The 17,031-nt window shown below is 43.8% G+C and carries 17 protein-coding genes and 1 other RNA gene; 12 read left to right on the top strand and 6 right to left on the bottom strand.

Annotated elements, in window-relative coordinates; genetic code table 11:
* From GGE08_RS08240 to GGE08_RS08215, 6 genes are all read left to right on the top strand, one after another.
* Positions 1-3,471 carry a hypothetical protein gene (locus tag GGE08_RS08240; protein ID WP_179384417.1) on the top strand — a complete coding sequence of 1,157 codons (3,471 nt, stop codon included), beginning with the start codon at positions 1-3 and terminating at the stop codon, positions 3,469-3,471.
* A 33-nt stretch (positions 3,472-3,504) separates the two neighbouring features.
* The gene (locus GGE08_RS08235) at positions 3,505-4,797 is read left to right on the top strand and encodes a glycosyl hydrolase family 17 protein (protein WP_179384416.1); all 1,293 of its coding nucleotides are present in this window, start codon (positions 3,505-3,507) and stop codon (positions 4,795-4,797) included.
* 9 nt (positions 4,798-4,806) lie between these two features.
* Entirely contained in the window at positions 4,807-6,321 is a 1,515-nt protein-coding gene (locus GGE08_RS08230) for a glycoside hydrolase family 30 protein (protein ID WP_179384415.1), read from the top strand.
* An 11-nt stretch (positions 6,322-6,332) separates the two neighbouring features.
* The gene (locus GGE08_RS08225) at positions 6,333-7,898 is read left to right on the top strand and encodes an MFS transporter (RefSeq protein WP_179384414.1); all 1,566 of its coding nucleotides are present in this window, start codon (positions 6,333-6,335) and stop codon (positions 7,896-7,898) included.
* 14 nt (positions 7,899-7,912) lie between these two features.
* A complete protein-coding gene (locus tag GGE08_RS08220; RefSeq protein ID WP_179384413.1) occupies positions 7,913-8,821 on the top strand; it encodes a glycosyl hydrolase family 17 protein in 909 nt (302 codons plus the stop codon).
* Positions 8,822-8,955: 134 nt separating this feature from the next.
* A complete protein-coding gene (locus tag GGE08_RS08215) occupies positions 8,956-9,588 on the top strand; it encodes a flavin reductase family protein (RefSeq protein WP_179384412.1) in 633 nt (210 codons plus the stop codon).
* A gap of 216 nt (positions 9,589-9,804) precedes the next feature.
* Here the strand turns inward: GGE08_RS08215 and ssrA are convergent.
* Positions 9,805-10,203: a transfer-messenger RNA gene (ssrA, locus tag GGE08_RS08210) on the bottom strand.
* Positions 10,204-10,534: 331 nt separating this feature from the next.
* Between ssrA and GGE08_RS08205 the strand changes: the two genes are divergently transcribed.
* The 5 genes from GGE08_RS08205 (at position 10,535) to GGE08_RS08185 (ending at position 14,020) form a co-directional block, all read left to right on the top strand.
* The gene (locus GGE08_RS08205; RefSeq protein WP_179384411.1) at positions 10,535-11,740 is read left to right on the top strand and encodes an NAD(P)-dependent oxidoreductase; all 1,206 of its coding nucleotides are present in this window, start codon (positions 10,535-10,537) and stop codon (positions 11,738-11,740) included.
* 82 nt (positions 11,741-11,822) lie between these two features.
* Positions 11,823-12,092, top strand: coding sequence for a hypothetical protein (locus GGE08_RS08200; RefSeq protein WP_179384410.1), 270 nt, complete (start codon positions 11,823-11,825; stop codon positions 12,090-12,092).
* An 83-nt stretch (positions 12,093-12,175) separates the two neighbouring features.
* Positions 12,176-12,655, top strand: a complete 480-nt coding sequence (locus GGE08_RS08195; RefSeq protein ID WP_409553488.1) for a COG2426 family protein — start codon at positions 12,176-12,178, stop codon at positions 12,653-12,655.
* 106 nt (positions 12,656-12,761) lie between these two features.
* A complete protein-coding gene (locus GGE08_RS08190) occupies positions 12,762-13,631 on the top strand; it encodes a DUF808 domain-containing protein (RefSeq protein WP_179384409.1) in 870 nt (289 codons plus the stop codon).
* A 20-nt stretch (positions 13,632-13,651) separates the two neighbouring features.
* Positions 13,652-14,020 carry a DUF1801 domain-containing protein gene (locus GGE08_RS08185; protein WP_179384408.1) on the top strand — a complete coding sequence of 123 codons (369 nt, stop codon included), beginning with the start codon at positions 13,652-13,654 and terminating at the stop codon, positions 14,018-14,020.
* 4 nt (positions 14,021-14,024) lie between these two features.
* Here the strand turns inward: GGE08_RS08185 and kdsA are convergent, their stop codons facing one another.
* Complete coding sequence (gene kdsA, locus GGE08_RS08180; protein WP_179384407.1) at positions 14,025-14,843, bottom strand: 3-deoxy-8-phosphooctulonate synthase; 819 nt, start codon at positions 14,841-14,843, stop codon at positions 14,025-14,027.
* Positions 14,844-14,916: 73 nt separating this feature from the next.
* Between kdsA and GGE08_RS08175 the strand changes: the two genes are divergently transcribed.
* Positions 14,917-15,492, top strand: a complete 576-nt coding sequence (locus GGE08_RS08175) for a hypothetical protein (RefSeq protein ID WP_179384406.1) — start codon at positions 14,917-14,919, stop codon at positions 15,490-15,492.
* Positions 15,493-15,593: 101 nt separating this feature from the next.
* On the opposite strand, the gene GGE08_RS08170 is transcribed toward GGE08_RS08175, so the two are convergent.
* The 4 genes from GGE08_RS08170 to GGE08_RS08155 all read right to left on the bottom strand — a co-directional run bounded on the left by GGE08_RS08170 (position 15,594) and on the right by GGE08_RS08155 (position 16,990).
* A complete protein-coding gene (locus GGE08_RS08170) occupies positions 15,594-15,896 on the bottom strand; it encodes a HigA family addiction module antitoxin (RefSeq protein ID WP_179384405.1) in 303 nt (100 codons plus the stop codon).
* A 13-nt stretch (positions 15,897-15,909) separates the two neighbouring features.
* Positions 15,910-16,191 (bottom strand): type II toxin-antitoxin system RelE/ParE family toxin, encoded by a 282-nt coding sequence (locus tag GGE08_RS08165; protein ID WP_179384404.1) that lies wholly within the window; start codon positions 16,189-16,191, stop codon positions 15,910-15,912.
* Positions 16,192-16,430: 239 nt separating this feature from the next.
* Positions 16,431-16,754, bottom strand: coding sequence for a type II toxin-antitoxin system PemK/MazF family toxin (locus GGE08_RS08160; protein WP_179384403.1), 324 nt, complete (start codon positions 16,752-16,754; stop codon positions 16,431-16,433).
* Positions 16,745-16,990 (bottom strand): AbrB/MazE/SpoVT family DNA-binding domain-containing protein, encoded by a 246-nt coding sequence (locus GGE08_RS08155; RefSeq protein WP_179384402.1) that lies wholly within the window; start codon positions 16,988-16,990, stop codon positions 16,745-16,747. Before GGE08_RS08155 ends, GGE08_RS08160 begins: the two co-directional genes overlap by 10 nt.
* Between the last annotated feature and the right edge of the window lie 41 nt (positions 16,991-17,031).

Here is a 17,031-nt window from a genome sequence, read left to right as displayed (position 1 = left end):
ATGGACCAAAAGGATATGTACATAGCAGGAACAAAATTAAAAACGGAAGCTAAAGCTGTTGAAGGTACATCGGTGACCTTGGGTGATGAGGCGTACTATAAAATTTCCAACTGCGATGGGATGCGCCCATTTTTTATGAGTATCGTGAGCCATTCCGATCACTGGATGTTTATTTCCAGCAACGGTGCACTCACAGCCGGACGCAAGAATGCCGAATCGGCCCTTTTTCCATATTACACGGACGATAAAATCACCGAATCCGCTGCCATCACAGGAAGCAAAACCATCATACGGGTTCGGTCAGAATCAAAAAAATACCTCTGGGAACCGTTTTCCAACTGTTTTTCAGGTCAATACCAAATCCAAAGAAACCTGTACAAGAGCAACTATGGGAATAAAATCCTTTTTGAGGAAATCAATAACGATTTAGGGCTTACGTTCCGATATCAATGGAGCTTTAGTGAGACCTATGGATTTGTAAAGAAATCACATTTGATCAACCATGGAGACCACGAGTTGTCCTGTGAGTTGTTGGACGGTATCCAAAATGTACTGCCCTACGGTGTGCCTTCTGCAACCCAAAATGGCAGTAGTAATTTGGTCGATGCCTATAAGAGGAACCAACTGGAACCTGACGTTGGGTTGGGAATTTTTGCCCTGAGTGCCATCATTGTCGATAAAGCGGAGCCCAGTGAAGCATTGAAAGCCACAACGGTTTGGTCCGTAGGCTTGGACAAGGCAAAGCACCTGGTATCGTCACTCCAATTGGATGCCTTTAGAAATGGAATGCCCTTGGAAGAGGAAACGGATGTAAAAGCAGAGAAAGGGGCTTATTTTGTGAACACGGAAATCCATTTAAATCCCAAAGCGGAGAAGCAATGGATGTTGGTTGCAGAGGTCAACCAATCCAGAATCGATGTCAGTGCCATCAAACAAAACCTAAAAAGCCAAAGTGACCTCGTTAACAAAATAGAAACCGACATTGATAAAGGAACACAACAGCTCCTGAAATTGGCAGGCGCCTCCGATGCCCTTCAGTGTACGGCCGATAGTATGCGGGATGCCCGTCATTTCTCCAATACGCTGTTCAATATTATGCGGGGCGGTATTTTTGATAACGGTTACCAAATGGAACGTGACGATTTTAGTTCCTATATCCGCAAAGCCAATAAGCCGCTTTTCGACCTTAAAAAGGAATTGTTGGAGCGTTTTCCCCAAGAATTTTCATTGGCGTTTTTACGGGAAAAGGTAGGTACGGATGACAACCCCGATTTTAAGAGGTTGGCCATGGAATACTTGCCGCTCAAATTTAGTAGACGGCATGGTGACCCGAGTAGGCCATGGAACAAGTTTTCCATCAATACCCGCGGGGATGATGGTAAAAAACTCCTGGATTATGAGGGCAACTGGAGGGACATTTTCCAAAACTGGGAGGCCCTGGCCGTTTCTTACCCCGGCTTTTTGGAAAGCATGATCTATAAATTTTTGAACGCTTCGACCTTTGATGGTTATAACCCCTATAGAGTAACCAAGGACGGTTTTGACTGGGAGATCATTGAACCGGACGACCCTTGGTCCTATATTGGATATTGGGGCGACCATCAAATCATCTATTTGCTCAAATTATTGGAGTTGATGGAAAGCCATTATCCACAGACCCTTGGAAAATCTTTTAGCGAAAAAATCTTTGTGTATGCCAATGTGCCCTACAAAATCAAATCGTACGAAGAGATTTTGAAGAACCCGAAGGATACCATCGTATTTGATGAGGATTTGGACCATCATATCAACAAGGAGCGAGAAAGGATTGGAGCCGATGCGGCCTTGCTAATGGGTAAAGAAGACTCCATTTACCACGTGAATCTGCTGGAGAAAATATTGGCGACCGTACTTTCCAAAATGTCAAACTTTGTTCCTGAAGCGGGTATTTGGATGAATACCCAACGACCGGAGTGGAACGATGCCAACAATGCCTTGGTGGGCAATGGGGTATCCATGGTGACACTGTATTATTTGAGGCGTTTCTTGAAGTTTTTCCAAGGAATGGTTGCCAATCTTGAGGAAGCGGAATTCAGCGTTTCGGAAGAACTTGTAGTTTTCTTTGAATCCGTGACCCAGACCCTGTTGCAAGACCACAACAAACTGAAAGCTAACCTAAGCGATACCGATAGAAGGGCGATGATGGATGGGTTGGGCATGGCAGGAAGCAGATTCCGAAGTGCCATCTACAACAATGGCTTTCAACAAAAGAACAAACCAATTGATAAGGCCAAACTCGGGACTTTCATAGAAGTATCCTTGGAATATTTGGAGCATAGCATACAGGCCAATCAACGGGAAGATAAGTTGTATCACGCCTACAATTTGATAACCATCAAAAATGATAAGGAGGTTTCCATTTCCTATCTGTCTGAAATGTTGGAAGGGCAGGTCGCTGTGCTCAGTTCGGGCTATCTTGATGGGAAAGCATCACTTCAGGTGCTGGATGCCTTAAAAAGCAGCGCGCTTTTTCGGGAAGACCAATACAGTTACCTGCTTTATCCCAACAAGGAACTGCCCCGATTCTGCGAAAAAAACATCATTCCGCCGGAAAAGGTCAAACAATCTGATCTCCTGCAGAAACTGGTGGAGGATGAAAACACAGCGGTCATCGGCAAAAGTGTGGAGGGAACCTATCATTTTAATGGAAGTTTCAACAATGCTGAAAGCCTTAAAGCAGCCTTGGCAGCGTTGCCTGTAGAAGCATATGGGCACTTGGTCCAAAAAGACCGTCAAAAAATATTGGATCTATTCGAGGAGTTATTTGACCACAAGTCCTTTACAGGTAGGTCAGGAACATTTTATGGCTATGAAGGACTTGGCTCCATTTACTGGCACATGGTTTCCAAATTGTTGTTGAGCGTAGAGGAAACCTGTCTGCAGGCCATCAGAAACGATGATGATGAGGTCACCGTTGGCAAGTTGTTGGAGCATTTTTATGAGATCATGGAGGGAATCGGGGTCCATAAGCCACCGAAACTTTATGGGGCATTTCCAACCGATCCCTATTCACACACATCAGCAGGTAAGGGAGCACAACAGCCTGGAATGACAGGTCAAGTGAAGGAAGATATTTTGAGCCGTTTTGGGGAATTGGGTGTTTTTGTCTCCGATGGGCAACTGTTTTTTGACCCATGCATGCTTCGAAAGACCGAATTTTTGGAACAGCTTGCAGTTTTTGAATATGTGGATTTGGACGGGAGTACGGCGCATATCCAACTTGAAAAAAACTCGTTGGGCTTCACCTATTGCCAAGTTCCAATCCAATATATTATTGCGGAAAAGGAAGAAGTGCAATTGGTGTTCAGAGATGATTCACAAATGAAACTTGATGGTTTGACTTTGGATAAAGAACATAGTTCGGAACTATTCGGCAGGACTGGGCACATCAAATTGATCAAGGTGGGCATCACTGAAAAGCGATTAAAATAGCTACATCATCCATTAACTATAAAATATGATTTCATGGGAAGACAATTAAAAACAGGCAGTTTGATATTGATGGTTTTATTGTGCTTCGCATGTAAAGACCAAATCAAAACAGCAGATAAAGACAATACAGTGAACCAAGAAACAAAACTGACCGCAGCGGATATTCTGGGAAACCCTGATTATACGGCCATTTCGTATGGTGGATATCGCAAAACTACAAGGGAAGCCCAGCCTACCGTGGCAGAGCTTAAGGAGGATATGAAAATATTGGCCGCTATGGGTATTGGGATCATCCGTACCTATAATGTGCAACTGCCCCACGCCTCCAATGTACTCAAAGCTATTCGTGAACTCAAACAAGAAGATCCCAACTTTGAAATGTATGTGATGTTGGGTGCTTGGATCGATTGTAAAAACGCTTGGACAGGGCAAGAGCCGGACCATAATGTGGAAAGTGAAGCCAACGCTGCTGAAATTGAACGGGCGGTGAATTTGGCCAATCAGTATCCGGATATCGTCAAAGTATTGGCTGTGGGCAATGAGGCCATGGTCAAATGGGCAACAAGCTACTACGTGCAGCCCGATGTGATCTTAAAATGGGTCAACCACTTGCAAGAACTTAAAGCCAATGGTGAACTTTCCAAGGACTTATGGATTACCAGCTCCGACGATTTTGCATCATGGGGAGGTGGCGATGCAGCATATCATACCCCCGACCTAGAGGCGTTGATCAAGGCGGTAGATTACATTTCCATGCATACCTACCCATATCACAATACCCATTACAATCCTGAATTTTGGTTGCAGGACGAGCAGCACTCCGAACTTTCTGAAAAGGAGCAAGTGGACGCGGCCATGCAACGTGCCCTCGAATTTGCCCAAAAACAATATGACAGTGTTTCCAGCTACATGAAAAGCTTGGGCGTGGATAAACCCATACATATTGGCGAAACAGGTTGGGCCTCGGTTTCCAATGGCTTTTATGGGCCAAAAGGTTCCAGGGCGACGGACGAATACAAACAGGCCATGTACCATAAGTTGATGCGCGACTGGACCACAGAAGCCAACATATCCTGTTTTTATTTTGAAGCCTTCAACGAACCATGGAAAGATGCACAAAATCCGAATGGATCGGAGAATCATTTCGGGTTGTTCACGGTTGATGGAAAAGCGAAGTATCCGCTTTGGGATATGGTGGACCAAGGCGTTTTTAAAGGGCTCACTCGAAATGGCAACCCTATTGTCAAAACCTATGATGGCAATTTGGAAGCTTTAATGGAAACCGTTTCTGTGCCGCCAACAAAGGCAGAGATGGAGTCACATTAAAATCAAGTTATGGAATTGGGAAAACACTACATATGGGCGGTTATGATAGCACTCGTTATAAGCTGTGGGGATAAAGAGAAACTCTTAGAAGTTCAAGTCGTTGAAACCTCCGCAAACGGAAATAAGCTGGAGACTGTTTCCATGGATGAGGTGGTTGAACCCAAAGCACAGATTCGCATTCTTCCCAATGAAAAATACCAAACCATAACCGGTTTTGGAGGTTCTTTTACGGAAGCCTCGGCCCATTTGCTGAACCGTATGGGAACAGATAATAGAAGGAAAATCTTGGAAGCCTATTTTGGCGAAAACGGAGCAAGATACTCATTGACCCGAACCCACATCAATTCCTGCGATTTTTCCCTTGGCAATTATGCCTACGCCAATGCGGCGGATGATGTAAACTTGGAGCATTTTTCCATTGATGAGGATAGGGACGACCTCGTGCCCATGATCAAAGAGGCCATGTCCATCTCCAAAGATGGATTCAAGATTATCGCCTCACCATGGACGGCACCGCCTTGGATGAAGGACAACAACGATTGGAGAGGAGGAAAGTTGCTGCCCGAATACAGAAGCACTTGGGCACTCTACTTTTCAAAATATGTGGAGGCTTACGCCATGGAAGGCATCCCTATCTGGGGAATTACCGTGGAGAACGAACCCTTGGGCAACGATAACAACTGGGAGAGTATGCATTTTACCCCAGATGAAATGACCGCATTTGTAAGGGATTATTTAGGCCCACAATTGGAAAAGGATGGACATCAGGTCAAAATATTGGGGTATGATCAGAATAGGGAGCATTTGGATACTTGGGTAGACAGTATGTATCGTGACGAATCCACTTCCAAATATTTTGATGGGACCGCCATACATTGGTATGCCAGTACCTACGAAGTGTTTCCTGATGCATTGCAATATGCCCATCAAAAGGCACCTGATAAGCATTTGATCCAAACGGAAGCCTGCGTGGATGCCGAAATTCCCAAATGGAAAGATGATGCTTGGTATTGGAGCAAAGAGGCAACCGATTGGGGTTGGGATTGGGCCCCTGAAAGCGAAAAACATTTACATCCCAAATACGTTCCGGTCTATCGGTATGCCCGGGATATTATTGGCTGCCTGAACAATTGGGTAGACGGTTGGGTAGATTGGAACATGGTTTTGGATAGGCAAGGAGGCCCCAATTGGTTCGAAAATTGGTGTGTGGCCCCTGTGATTGTAGATCCTGACCAAGATGAGGTTTATTTTACGCCCCTGCTCCATACGCTACAACATTTTAGTAGGTATATCCGTCCCGGAGCCTTTCGTATTGGGTTTGAAAATTCCGATGAAACCTTACAGGTAACAGCAGCACAGAATCCCGATGGGTCTATTGTTGCCGTGGTACTCAACCAAACTTCCGAGGAGAAGCGGTTTGCGCTATCCTTGAACGGAGCGAGCAAAAATATACGTATCTCAGCCAATGCCATACAAACACTGACCATCAATAAAAAACCACAGACAAGCACAAAAACTGACTAAACCAAACAATCATGGAAATCGTAAAAAAACTTTCAAAGGACAAAGTCCCGGTAGGGCAAAAGGCCGCTTTTGGGGCAGGTCATTTCATCTTGAATATCCTACCGGGTACGCTAGGAGTGTTCATACAGTTCTTTTTGTTGACCGCGTGGGGGGTAGACCCCTTATGGGCCGGACTTTTAGGAGGTCTACCGCGAATTTTTGATGCGATCACCGACCCTATTATGGGATTCATTTCGGACAATACAAAATCAAAATATGGAAGACGCCGGCCTTACATTTTCTTAGGAGCCATCATCAGTGGTGTGCTTTTCTTTTTAATGTGGCAGTTGGATGATAATGCCTCCCAAACGTACATTATCTGGCATGTTATGGTCATTCAAATACTGTTTTTGGTTGGAAATACCATGTTTGCCACCCCATTGGTGGGTCTGGGCTATGAAATGACTTCCGATTACAACGAACGCACGAGGTTAATGAGTTTTGCCAACAGTATGGGGCAAATTGCATGGATGATTGTTCCTTGGCTTTATGTCATCATTCCTGACTCCAATACCTTCAATACACAGACAGAGGGCGTAAGGACCATGGCATTGATAGTGGGGACCATGTGTGTGGTGTTCGGCATCCTGCCCGCTTTGTTCTGTAAGGGGATTGATGCGGCCCACATGGAAAACAGAAAAGAAATCAATTTTAAAACCTTGTGGTCCAATATGAAAGAACTGTTCAGGGGTATAGTGCAGGTTTCCAAAAACAAGCCCTTTATGAAGTTGTGCGGTGCCACATTTCTGGTTTTTAACGGTTTCCAATTGGTAGCCGCTTTCGGGGTTTTTATCATCGTGTTCTACATGTACAGTGGGAGTTATGAAATGGCAGGGACTTGGCCAGCTTGGTTCAATACCATTAATGCGATGATCACGGCGTTTTTGGTGATACCCATTATCACTAAAATGTCCAACAAATGGGGTAAAAAGAGAGCTTTCATCATTTCTACCGCATTGTCCGTTGTTGGTTATCTTTTAAAGTGGTGGGGATTTGATAAAGAACTGAACAATCAATTCAATGAAACAGGCTTTGGTAAAAGCTTGACTGCGGGAGTAGGGTCACTTTTTGAGTACCTAAACCCTATATTGAACGATGTGGGAATGTCTTGGTTCTCCATCAACCCCGATAACGATATCCCATGGCTCATCTTTGTTCCCATACCTTTATTTGCCTTCGGAATGGGAGGACTCTTTACCTTGATGATGTCCATGACCGCCGATGTATGCGATTTGGATGAATTGGAAAATGGTATGCCACGTAAGGAAGGCACCTTTGGTGCCATTTATTGGTGGATGGTGAAACTCGGACAAGCCATTGCTCTTGTGTTGGGAGGTGTTATCCTAAAAATCGTGGGCTTTGACCCGAATATTACAGAACAGACTTTGGAAACCATGAACCGACTGAGGATTGCCGATATCATTATACCGTCATCCACGGCCGCAGTTGCCATTTGGGTGATGTGGAAGTACAGTTTATCCGAACAGAGAGCCAAGGAAATCAAGGAGCAGCTTGTAGCCCGCAGAGGCGAACTCTAATCAAAAAATAGCATATGTCATACAGAAAGGAACATCAATTTTCGTTGTCCAAAGCCGGGTATACCGACGGTTTGGGACTGGATTTGGATAAAATAACCGAAAAGGAGCTTAGGGAGCTATGGTTGGAAACAGTGCAGAGCGGAATGCACGGGCTTTGCTTCAGTATCTACGAGGACGGACAAAGTCCCGGTGATATTATTTCCAAGGAACAGGTTAAACGGAGGATGCAAATCATAAGGCCATATACCCAATGGGTGCGCTCGTTTTCCTGTATTGAAGGGAATGAACATGTTCCTGTAGTAGCCAAAGAATTGGGCATGAAAACCTTGGTGGGCGCCTGGTTGGGCTCGGATATGGAATTGAACGCCAAAGAAGTGGAAGGTCTCATTAAACTGGCCAAGGAAGGTTATGTGGATATCGCTGCAGTAGGCAACGAGGTCATGTATCGAGGAGATTTGACGGAGGAGCAATTGCTGGAATACATCCACACGGTAAAAGAGGCACTCCCGGATGTCACCGTGGGTTATGTGGATGCCTACTACGAGTTTTCCCACAGACCTAACATTACCAACGCCTGCGATGTCATCCTTTCCAATTGCTATCCTTATTGGGAAGGCTGTCCCATTGAATATTCCTTGAACCATATGCAACAAATGTATGGTCAGGCCTCGGATGCAGGTCAGGGAAAAAAAGTGATCATTACCGAAACAGGATGGCCCAGTCAAGGTGAAGGACTCAAGGGAGCACATCCCTCTGCGGCAAATGCCATGAAGTATTTTATTGACACCCAAGTCTGGTCACAAAAAAACAATATCGAGGTCTTCTATTTTTCTTCTTTTGATGAAGCTTGGAAAATTGGTGACGAAGGTGATGTAGGTGCGTATTGGGGTTTGTGGGACAAGGACGGGAAACTTAAATTCTAATTGGGATAGGACTCGGTTTATCGGTCCAAAATTCCAAAGTATCTTTGTCTGAGAAAAGGATTTCATTCGATTGGTAGGATCATGTAGCTAAGAAGCAATGGTGGTCGTCAATCCGAAATCGTCAAACAAAAAGGATGCAGTATTCAAATAAGGATATTTTGGAGCTGGACCGAGTGGTTCGTCTCAAGATCATTAATTCCATAACGGGAATCAAACCCGCCAATCTCATTGGTACCATGGATGGAAATCAAACCACCAACTTGGCAGTTTTCAGTTCGGTGGTGCATTTGGGAAGTCAGCCGCCGCTATTGGGTTTTGTGGCCAGGCCCAAAACTGAAGATTCTGGGCATACGCTGCGGAATATTGAAGAAAATGGCATGTACACCATTAACCATATCCATCCAGATTTTATCGAACGGGCCCATTATACTTCGGCCAAATTTGATCGCGCTGTCTCCGAGTTTGAGCGATGTGGATTCACAGAGGAATATATTCAAGACTTCGGAGCTCCCTTTGTAAAGGAAAGCACAATTAAAATGGGAATGCGCTTAAAGGATATGATTCCTATTCCTATGAACGGGACAACCTTGGTTATCGGTGAGATAGCCCATCTTATTTTGCCAGATGCGGCTATGGAATCTGGCGATATTGATTTGGAACAACTACAGAGCACCGGTATTTCGGGTCTTAACAGTTATTACCAACTTAAAAAAGTGGCGCAATATCCGTATGTAAGGGTAGAAGAGGTGCCCAATTTCAAAAAATAAAAAACCTGTAAATCAGTAATTTACAGGTTTAATGTGTTGTTTTGATAATGATTTAGTGGAGCGGGAGGGATTAACTTCGTTCCTTCCTCCTAACCAATGTTGCAAATAAGAAACCACGAAGCAGAAGCTCCATGTTTTGTATTTTATTCATTTACAAAACTTCGTTTTGACATTCCATAAAAAACAAAACCACGCCTTGGCGTGGTTTCTTGAGTGTAGTGGAGCCGGAGGGATTCGAACCCTCGTCCAAACAAGCAATAACCATGCTTTCTACATGCTTAGTATCTGCTTCATTTTCGATGCATACCTGACCAGATACGGCCTAATATACACTTAGCTTCTTTGGTTTTAGAGGTGTCGCCAAAGCGAACGAACACCCTTTTGTTGACTTTTTTGGTGCTCCTAAACGAATCGCCGTCAACAAGGGCTATTCAGGAACATCTCGCTTCCCTACCTTGTAGGGACGAGGCATATCCTACTATAATTCAGATTATGCGGCAAGAGCGTAATTATTTTCGCCAATTAAAAGTGTGAAACATGAGATTAACGAGCTATATCCCAGCGCTCGGCATGCTTACATCGCCATTGGTCTTGCTGTCAAAACCGGTCGGCCCCGTAATGAGATAGCAAATTTCCAATTTGCGTTATCGAATTATGCCCTGAGTACTTCGTCTACGCTCAGCATAAACTACGTCGAAGGGCCAATAATCCTAAATTAAACTCACCTTTTTATCAAAGAACTCTGTTCCTACCGAACATATATAATTTTTGGGCGTTACCCAAATTGGCCAAAGCCATATTTGGGTCGGGCTATCGGCCGTACATGGTACCTTCCTCTATCCCTAACGCGGTCGGCAAAGGTAAGGCATAACCATCAAACCATAAAAAGTTTGCTTGCCCAACCTTTTCCCCTTATTTTGGTCAACAATTATACCAAAAATACCATATGAAGTTCGGAATCATCAGGGAGCGCAAAAATCCGCCCGATCGTAGGGTGGTCCTGTCACCAGCAGAATGCCAAAATGTCCTTTCCAAATACCCAGCCGCCGAAATTAACGTGGAATCTTCCCCAATTCGGGTGTTTTCGGACAGTGAATATACCGAAAAAGGTATCCCTGTGGTAACCGATATGGATTCCTGCGATGTGCTGCTCGGCGTAAAGGAAGTTCCTATCGATGCACTGATTCCCAACAAAAAATACTTTTTCTTTTCCCATACCATCAAAAAGCAGCCCTATAATCGGGACTTGCTAAGAGCCATTTTAGAAAAGAACATCGAATTGTACGACCACGAGGTCATCACCAATTCCAAAGGGGCAAGATTGGTGGCCTTTGGCCGGTATGCTGGTATTGTTGGTGCCTATAACGGCTTTAGGGCCTATGGTCTTAAATACGACCGCTACCAATTGCCCAAGGCCGAATCACTTTTGGACCAACAAGCGTTGATTGCGGAACTCAAGAAAATACAACTGCCCAACATTAAGATATTGCTAACGGGCAGAGGTCGTGTGGGCAACGGCGCCAAAGAAATGTTGGACGCCATGGGATTGAGGGAGGTTTCTTCGAACGAATACCTTACAACTAATTTTCAAGAACCCGTGTACTGCCAAATCGATGTTTCTTACTATGTGAAACGCAAGGATGGGATAAAAGGTAACAAAGCCGATTTTTTTCAAAATCCGGGAGAGTATCAGTCCGACTTTTTTCGCTACGCCAAGGTTACCGATTTTTATATTGCTGGGCATTTTTATGGGGATGGCGCACCCTACCTGTACACACGCGAAGATGCCAAACATCCCGATTTTAAGATAAAAGTAGTGGCCGATATCAGTTGCGATATCGATGGTCCCGTGGCCAGTACCATTCGTCCCTCCACCATAGCGGAGCCCATTTACGGCTATGACCCGGAAACCGAATCGGAAACAGATTTTAAGACAGATAATGCCATTGCCGTAATGGCCGTGGACAACCTTCCCTGCGAGTTGCCACGGGATGCCAGCGTTGGTTTTGGAGAAGCCTTCTCCAAACACGTTATCCCTTCCTTTTTTAACAGCGATAAGGATGGCATTCTCCATAGGGCCCGCATGACCCAAAATGGAAGGCTGACCCCCCGCTACGCCTACCTTCAGGATTATGTGGACGGACAAGGGTGATCGTATATCCAAAAACATTCCCGAAAAGTTGGTAATGGGTTGTTTTTTAGTATATTGTATCTCTTAAACTTTTTAAAGGCACGTGAAGTTCAATTGGGTATTTTCTGGGGACGACAGTCCTGCAATGCAACGGACCTGTATCGATATGGAATACAGCCTACGGCCAAAAATCACAAGGTTTTTGTTGTCCCGTTTGGATGAGGATACCGACTTTACCAGTTTTCATTTTGATGTGAACGTGGATAAAAAATGGGGGTATATTTCCGAAAAAACACCCATCGAATATATTCGCCAACTGCTGCCCGAATTTGATGTGGTCATCAATGGAGGTCCTTTCTCTTCGGTGGCGTAAATCACCATGGGCCGATTCTAAAATCACAATTAGTAAATATTTAAGGGTTTTGAGAGGGCAGGTTAGCTTAAACCTGAATATTTTTGCAAGTTCTAAACCTGTACAACTTGCATATCGATTTACTCATAGCGGCACTTTGGAGCCTTTCCCCATTCGGAGAGGCAAAAGTTGGTATTCCCTACGGGATTTACCAAGGTGCCAATGAATATCTGGTGTTTATCGTTTGCTTTGGAGCCAATGTGCTGGTGTTTCCCCTCATGATGTTCTTTCTGGAATACATCAACCGCCACTTGATCAAATGGCGATTTTATAAAAAGTCGGCCGTTTTTGTTGGGCAACGTGCCAAAAAGGGCTCAGGAAAAAAGATACAGCGCTTTGGTTTTTTGGGGATTGTACTTTTTGTGATGATACCTTTGCCGGGAACCGGAGTCTATGCCGGGAGTATCGCCGCCTATCTTTTTAAAATGAAGAAGCGCGAAGCCTTTGCAGCCAATACCATCGGAATCTTCTTTTCTTCCTTAATCATTTGGGCAGCCACTTTGTTGTCCATGGAAGGCGCTTAAATCCCTAAGTTTCTAATTTTTTAAGATAACCCATACAGTTTGTTAGTGAGGTATTTGTTTATTTTGTCTTCAAAGAAGACGAATACACTAACCATTAAATATTACTATGGCTTCTGGATTTTTTGCAGTATTGGATGATATCTCCGCCCTCATGGACGATGTGGCGACCATGAGCAAGGTAGCGACCAAAAAAACAGCGGGCATTTTGGGCGACGACCTGGCCGTAAATGCAGAGAAAGCGACAGGCTTTTTGGCCAGCAGGGAGATTCCCGTGCTTTGGGCCATAACAAAGGGCTCTTTTTTGAACAAATTGATCATTCTCCCCGTGGCTTTTTTGCTTAGTGCTTATTTGCCCACAGCCATCACCATCATTCTTATCCTTGGCGGTATTTATTTGGCTTATGAAGGAGCGGAAAAAGTATACGAGTACCTATTCCATCGAAAGGAGAAAGAGCAGTATGACGATCCCACGGAAGTTCCAGAGGAGGAATTGCCCGAGCTGGAAAAGAAAAAAATCAAACAGGCCATCATTACAGATTTTATCCTCTCCGTGGAAATTGTCATAATTGCATTGAGTACCGTGGTCAATGAAACCCTGACCATTCAAATCGTGACGGTTTCCGTGGTGGCGCTGTTGGCCACTGTTGGCGTATACGGTATTGTGGCATTGATCGTCAGAATGGATGATTATGGGTATCGACTCATCAACCTAAATGAGCGAACGGATAGTTTTTCAGATAAGGTAGGCCTAGTGTTGGTCAATGCACTTCCCAAGATCATTAAAGGATTATCCGTTGTAGGTACCTTGGCATTACTCTTGGTATCGGGTGGAATTTTTAACCATAACATCGACTTTTTTCATCATTTAGTTCCTTCCTGGCCCACCATGTTAAAGGAATTTGTACTGGGATTGGCGATTGGTCTTGTGGCCGTGCTGTTGATGCAGTTGGTGAAGAAATTGTTCAAACGTAAGTAAAGGCGTAGTAGTTGACGATTATGAATCCAGCCGAAGACTATATTATCAACCAAAAAGAACCTTTTAGAAGCATTTTATTGCACCTAAAAGCGGTAATCGAATCAGTAGTGCCCCTAGTGGATATGAAGTATAAATGGAATATTCCTTGTTTTTATGCGGGTAAACAGCCCATTTGCTACTTGAATGTTTCCCAAAAAAAACGCTATGTGGACATCGCATTTTGGAACTCGGCCCATTTGACCCTGCATTTGGATAAAATGGTTACGGAGAACCGAAAAGTGGTCAAATCCCTACGGTATGCTACCTTGGAAGAAATCGACCAAGAGGTGTTGGTGGACGTATTGCAGGAATGTTACGCCCAAAAGCACAAAGGTTTTTATAAACGATAAAGGGTTATAGTGAATTAATGGTCTTTCGGATGGCTGTTAAATCGGTCAATAATTTTTCCAATAAACTTAAATCCAACATATTGGCGCCATCACTTTTCGCGTTGGCCGGGTCAAAATGGGTCTCCATAAAAAGTCCATCCACACCCGCAGCGATTCCAGCGCGGGCCATGGTGCCTATGAGTGCTGGCCTACCGCCCGTTACCCCGGAAGATTGGTTGGGCTGTTGTAAGGAATGGGTCACATCCAACACCACGGGAGCGTATTGCTTCATCGTGGGAACACCGCGAAAATCCACAATCATATCCTGATACCCGAACATGGTGCCACGGTCCGTTATCCAAACTTGCTCATTGCCCGAGTCGATTACTTTTGCTACGGCATGTTTCATGCTTTCGGGGCTCATAAATTGCCCTTTCTTTAAATTGACCACCTTGCCCGTTTCGGCGGCGGCCACCACCAAATCAGTTTGTCGCACCAAAAAGGCAGGAATCTGGAGCACATCCACATATTCTGCTGCCATGGTGGCATCGGAAATTTCGTGGATATCCGTAATGGTAGGGACACCAAAGGTGTCCGATACCTTTTTTAAGATCTTCAAGGCTTTTTCATCACCAATCCCCGTAAAGGAATCAATCCGGCTACGGTTGGCCTTTTTAAAACTTCCTTTAAAAACGAAGGGGATGTGCAGCTTGTCCGTAATGCCGACCACTTTTTCTGCAATGCGCATGGCCATGTCCTCGCCCTCAATGGCACAGGGGCCCGCCAACAAGAAAAAATTATTACTGTCCGTATGTTTTAGCTGTGGGATTTTTGTGATGTCCATTTCTTAAAGTTTGCACAAAGATAGTATTTAACCGTGGCATCCTTTTTAGATTTATCTAGATAAACCATCAACTATGAAATACAAAATAATTTTGCTGACCCTCTGTTTGATTCCATTACTTTCCAATGCGCAATGGCAGGAGCGGGGAGGTACATTTGATTTGGTACATCTGGAGCGGCACCAATTTCAATTGAATTTATTGAGCCCGGGATTCACCTATGAATTGGGACTTTTTAGGAACCAAAGTGTTTCCACCAACCTTGGTTTTGGTTTTGCCACCTATGAAGAAGGTTATGTGTTCGGATTGGCCATGAACAACCGCTACCGATACTACCATAATTTTAATCGAAGGGCAAGACTGGACAAAAACACTTCGGGCAATTCGGGCAACTACATTGCAGCAGCGCAGGCGATTTTCTTTTCGCAATTACAGATTTCGACAAATGTTGACGCCGTAGGTGACTTTAATCTCGGATTCTTTGGAATGGTGTACGGCATTCAGCGTACCTACGAAAAGGGCTTTAATTTTAACGTGGAGCTTGGTGCCGGGTATTATCGGGGCGATGGTGTACCGAGCGGCTATGGCCCTCTGATCAATGTGACTTTGGGCTGGGTGGCCACCAAACGGAAGAAAAAGAATCGTTTTTAGGGTTAAAATTCTCCCTAGAATATTTTTTCTCGAAGTTGGGATTTCTGCTAGTACTCAATTAATTCGCCAATTATTCCATTTAGCAATAATGGTATACCGTGTTAGGCAACATTTTTATTGTCAAACTTTTCGATGCTATCCAGCTCCGCTTTCTTTTCTTCTCGCTCTTCTTCGATATCGAAATCATCTTGCAACCCTAGCCAAAACTTAGCTGAGTTTCCAAAATATTTACCTAGTCGAAGTGCAGTATCCGCTGTTATTCTGCGACGTCCCTTAATAATCTCAGAAATTCTAGTTTGAGGAATTTTCAGGTCTTTTGAAAGCCGGTAAGCCGAAATTTCCAGTGGTTCCAGAAATTCCAGATTCAAAACTTCTCCGGGATGTATGTTGGCCAACTTTTCCATTTTGTTCTTTTTTTTAGTGATAGTCGATAATTTCCACTTCGCTTGCGTTACCGTTGTTCCATTTAAAGATGATTCGCCATTGTTTGTTGATTCGAATACTGTAAAAGTCCTTTAGATTTCCGGACAATTTTTCAAGTCGGTTGGAAGGCGGAACTCTCAAATCCAAAGTGTCTTGCGAGTTGTTGAGCATCCTCAATTTCCGACGTCCAACGTTTTGAATTTCAATAGGTATTTTTTTAACTCGGACACCGTTCCAAATCATTTCGGTTTCTTTCGAGCCAAATGAAATAACCATACTTTTGCTTTACGTTACTAACGTCAAAAGTAAGTAAAAATTTTGTATATGCAAATGTTGCTTAAGGGCCACCAAGGTATGACCCCTTAATCAATGTGACTTTTGGATGGGTAGCCACCAAACGGAAGAAAAAGAACCGATTTTAGGGTAAAAGTGTTTTTTGAAACGATTTTTTATACCCGACAGCTGATTTTCAGATCATTTTGCTGACATTTCATTCTTGCTTAGTCATCGGCAAGTTAGTCCACAAAAGTTTCTTTGATAACCTCCTTACATTTTTCAATTTCGGATTTTGAAAGAGGTTCAAAAACCTTGATGATTCGGATTTTGTCCACTGTCCTTATCTGGTCAATGGCAATCATTCCCTTTTTTTCGTTGTGTTTTACGGCAACTCGTGTTGGATACTTTTTAAGGTTGGTTGTTATGGGAGCAAGCACGATGGTGTTGAGGTATTTGTTCATTTCATTTGGCGAAATGATGACGCAAGGCCTTGTTTTTTTTATCTCGCTTCCGATGGTCGGGTCAAGGTTGACAAGAACGATTGCATATTGCCTTAATTCCATTCCTCAAGGCTTTCGTCATCGAACACATCGTTCATAAGTAATTTATCGTCCCCGTTTTCACTCATTTTCTTAAATTCTTTCTCCCAATTTTTGCGTGGCAAAGCGATGGGTTTGAGAATGATTTGTTCTTCTTCAAGAATAAGTTCCACCTTGTCCTTAATATTATATTTTTCCAAAATGGTCTTGCTTAAACGAAGTCCTTTTGAATTTCCTATTTTGATGATTGATGTTTCCATAAGTCTAAAATGTTATTACAAAGTAAATACATTTTATTGAG

It is taken from the genome of Allomuricauda sp. ARW1Y1, from assembly GCF_013407935.1.
Classification (GTDB): domain Bacteria; phylum Bacteroidota; class Bacteroidia; order Flavobacteriales; family Flavobacteriaceae; genus Flagellimonas.
The sequence above is the reverse complement of the archived record's forward strand: the minus strand, read 5'-3'. Positions and strand labels throughout refer to the sequence as shown.

What these genes read in the sequence shown, in the direction of transcription:
- GGE08_RS08230 (WP_179384415.1), top strand. Translation starts at nt 4,807, where the DNA reads ATGGAATTGGGAAAACACTACATATGGGCGGTTATGATAGCACTCGTT.
- GGE08_RS08235 (WP_179384416.1), top strand. Translation starts at nt 3,505, where the DNA reads ATGGGAAGACAATTAAAAACAGGCAGTTTGATATTGATGGTTTTATTG.
- GGE08_RS08160 (WP_179384403.1), bottom strand. Translation starts at nt 16,754, where the DNA reads ATGGAATTAAGGCAATATGCAATCGTTCTTGTCAACCTTGACCCGACC.
- GGE08_RS08185 (WP_179384408.1), top strand. Translation starts at nt 13,652, where the DNA reads ATGAATCCAGCCGAAGACTATATTATCAACCAAAAAGAACCTTTTAGA.
- GGE08_RS08205 (WP_179384411.1), top strand. Translation starts at nt 10,535, where the DNA reads ATGAAGTTCGGAATCATCAGGGAGCGCAAAAATCCGCCCGATCGTAGG.
- kdsA (WP_179384407.1), bottom strand. Translation starts at nt 14,843, where the DNA reads ATGGACATCACAAAAATCCCACAGCTAAAACATACGGACAGTAATAAT.
- GGE08_RS08165 (WP_179384404.1), bottom strand. Translation starts at nt 16,191, where the DNA reads ATGGTTATTTCATTTGGCTCGAAAGAAACCGAAATGATTTGGAACGGT.
- GGE08_RS08240 (WP_179384417.1), top strand. Translation starts at nt 1, where the DNA reads ATGGACCAAAAGGATATGTACATAGCAGGAACAAAATTAAAAACGGAA.
- GGE08_RS08190 (WP_179384409.1), top strand. Translation starts at nt 12,762, where the DNA reads ATGGCTTCTGGATTTTTTGCAGTATTGGATGATATCTCCGCCCTCATG.
- GGE08_RS08220 (WP_179384413.1), top strand. Translation starts at nt 7,913, where the DNA reads ATGTCATACAGAAAGGAACATCAATTTTCGTTGTCCAAAGCCGGGTAT.
- GGE08_RS08175 (WP_179384406.1), top strand. Translation starts at nt 14,917, where the DNA reads ATGAAATACAAAATAATTTTGCTGACCCTCTGTTTGATTCCATTACTT.
- GGE08_RS08170 (WP_179384405.1), bottom strand. Translation starts at nt 15,896, where the DNA reads ATGGAAAAGTTGGCCAACATACATCCCGGAGAAGTTTTGAATCTGGAA.
- GGE08_RS08155 (WP_179384402.1), bottom strand. Translation starts at nt 16,990, where the DNA reads ATGGAAACATCAATCATCAAAATAGGAAATTCAAAAGGACTTCGTTTA.
- GGE08_RS08215 (WP_179384412.1), top strand. Translation starts at nt 8,956, where the DNA reads ATGCAGTATTCAAATAAGGATATTTTGGAGCTGGACCGAGTGGTTCGT.
- GGE08_RS08225 (WP_179384414.1), top strand. Translation starts at nt 6,333, where the DNA reads ATGGAAATCGTAAAAAAACTTTCAAAGGACAAAGTCCCGGTAGGGCAA.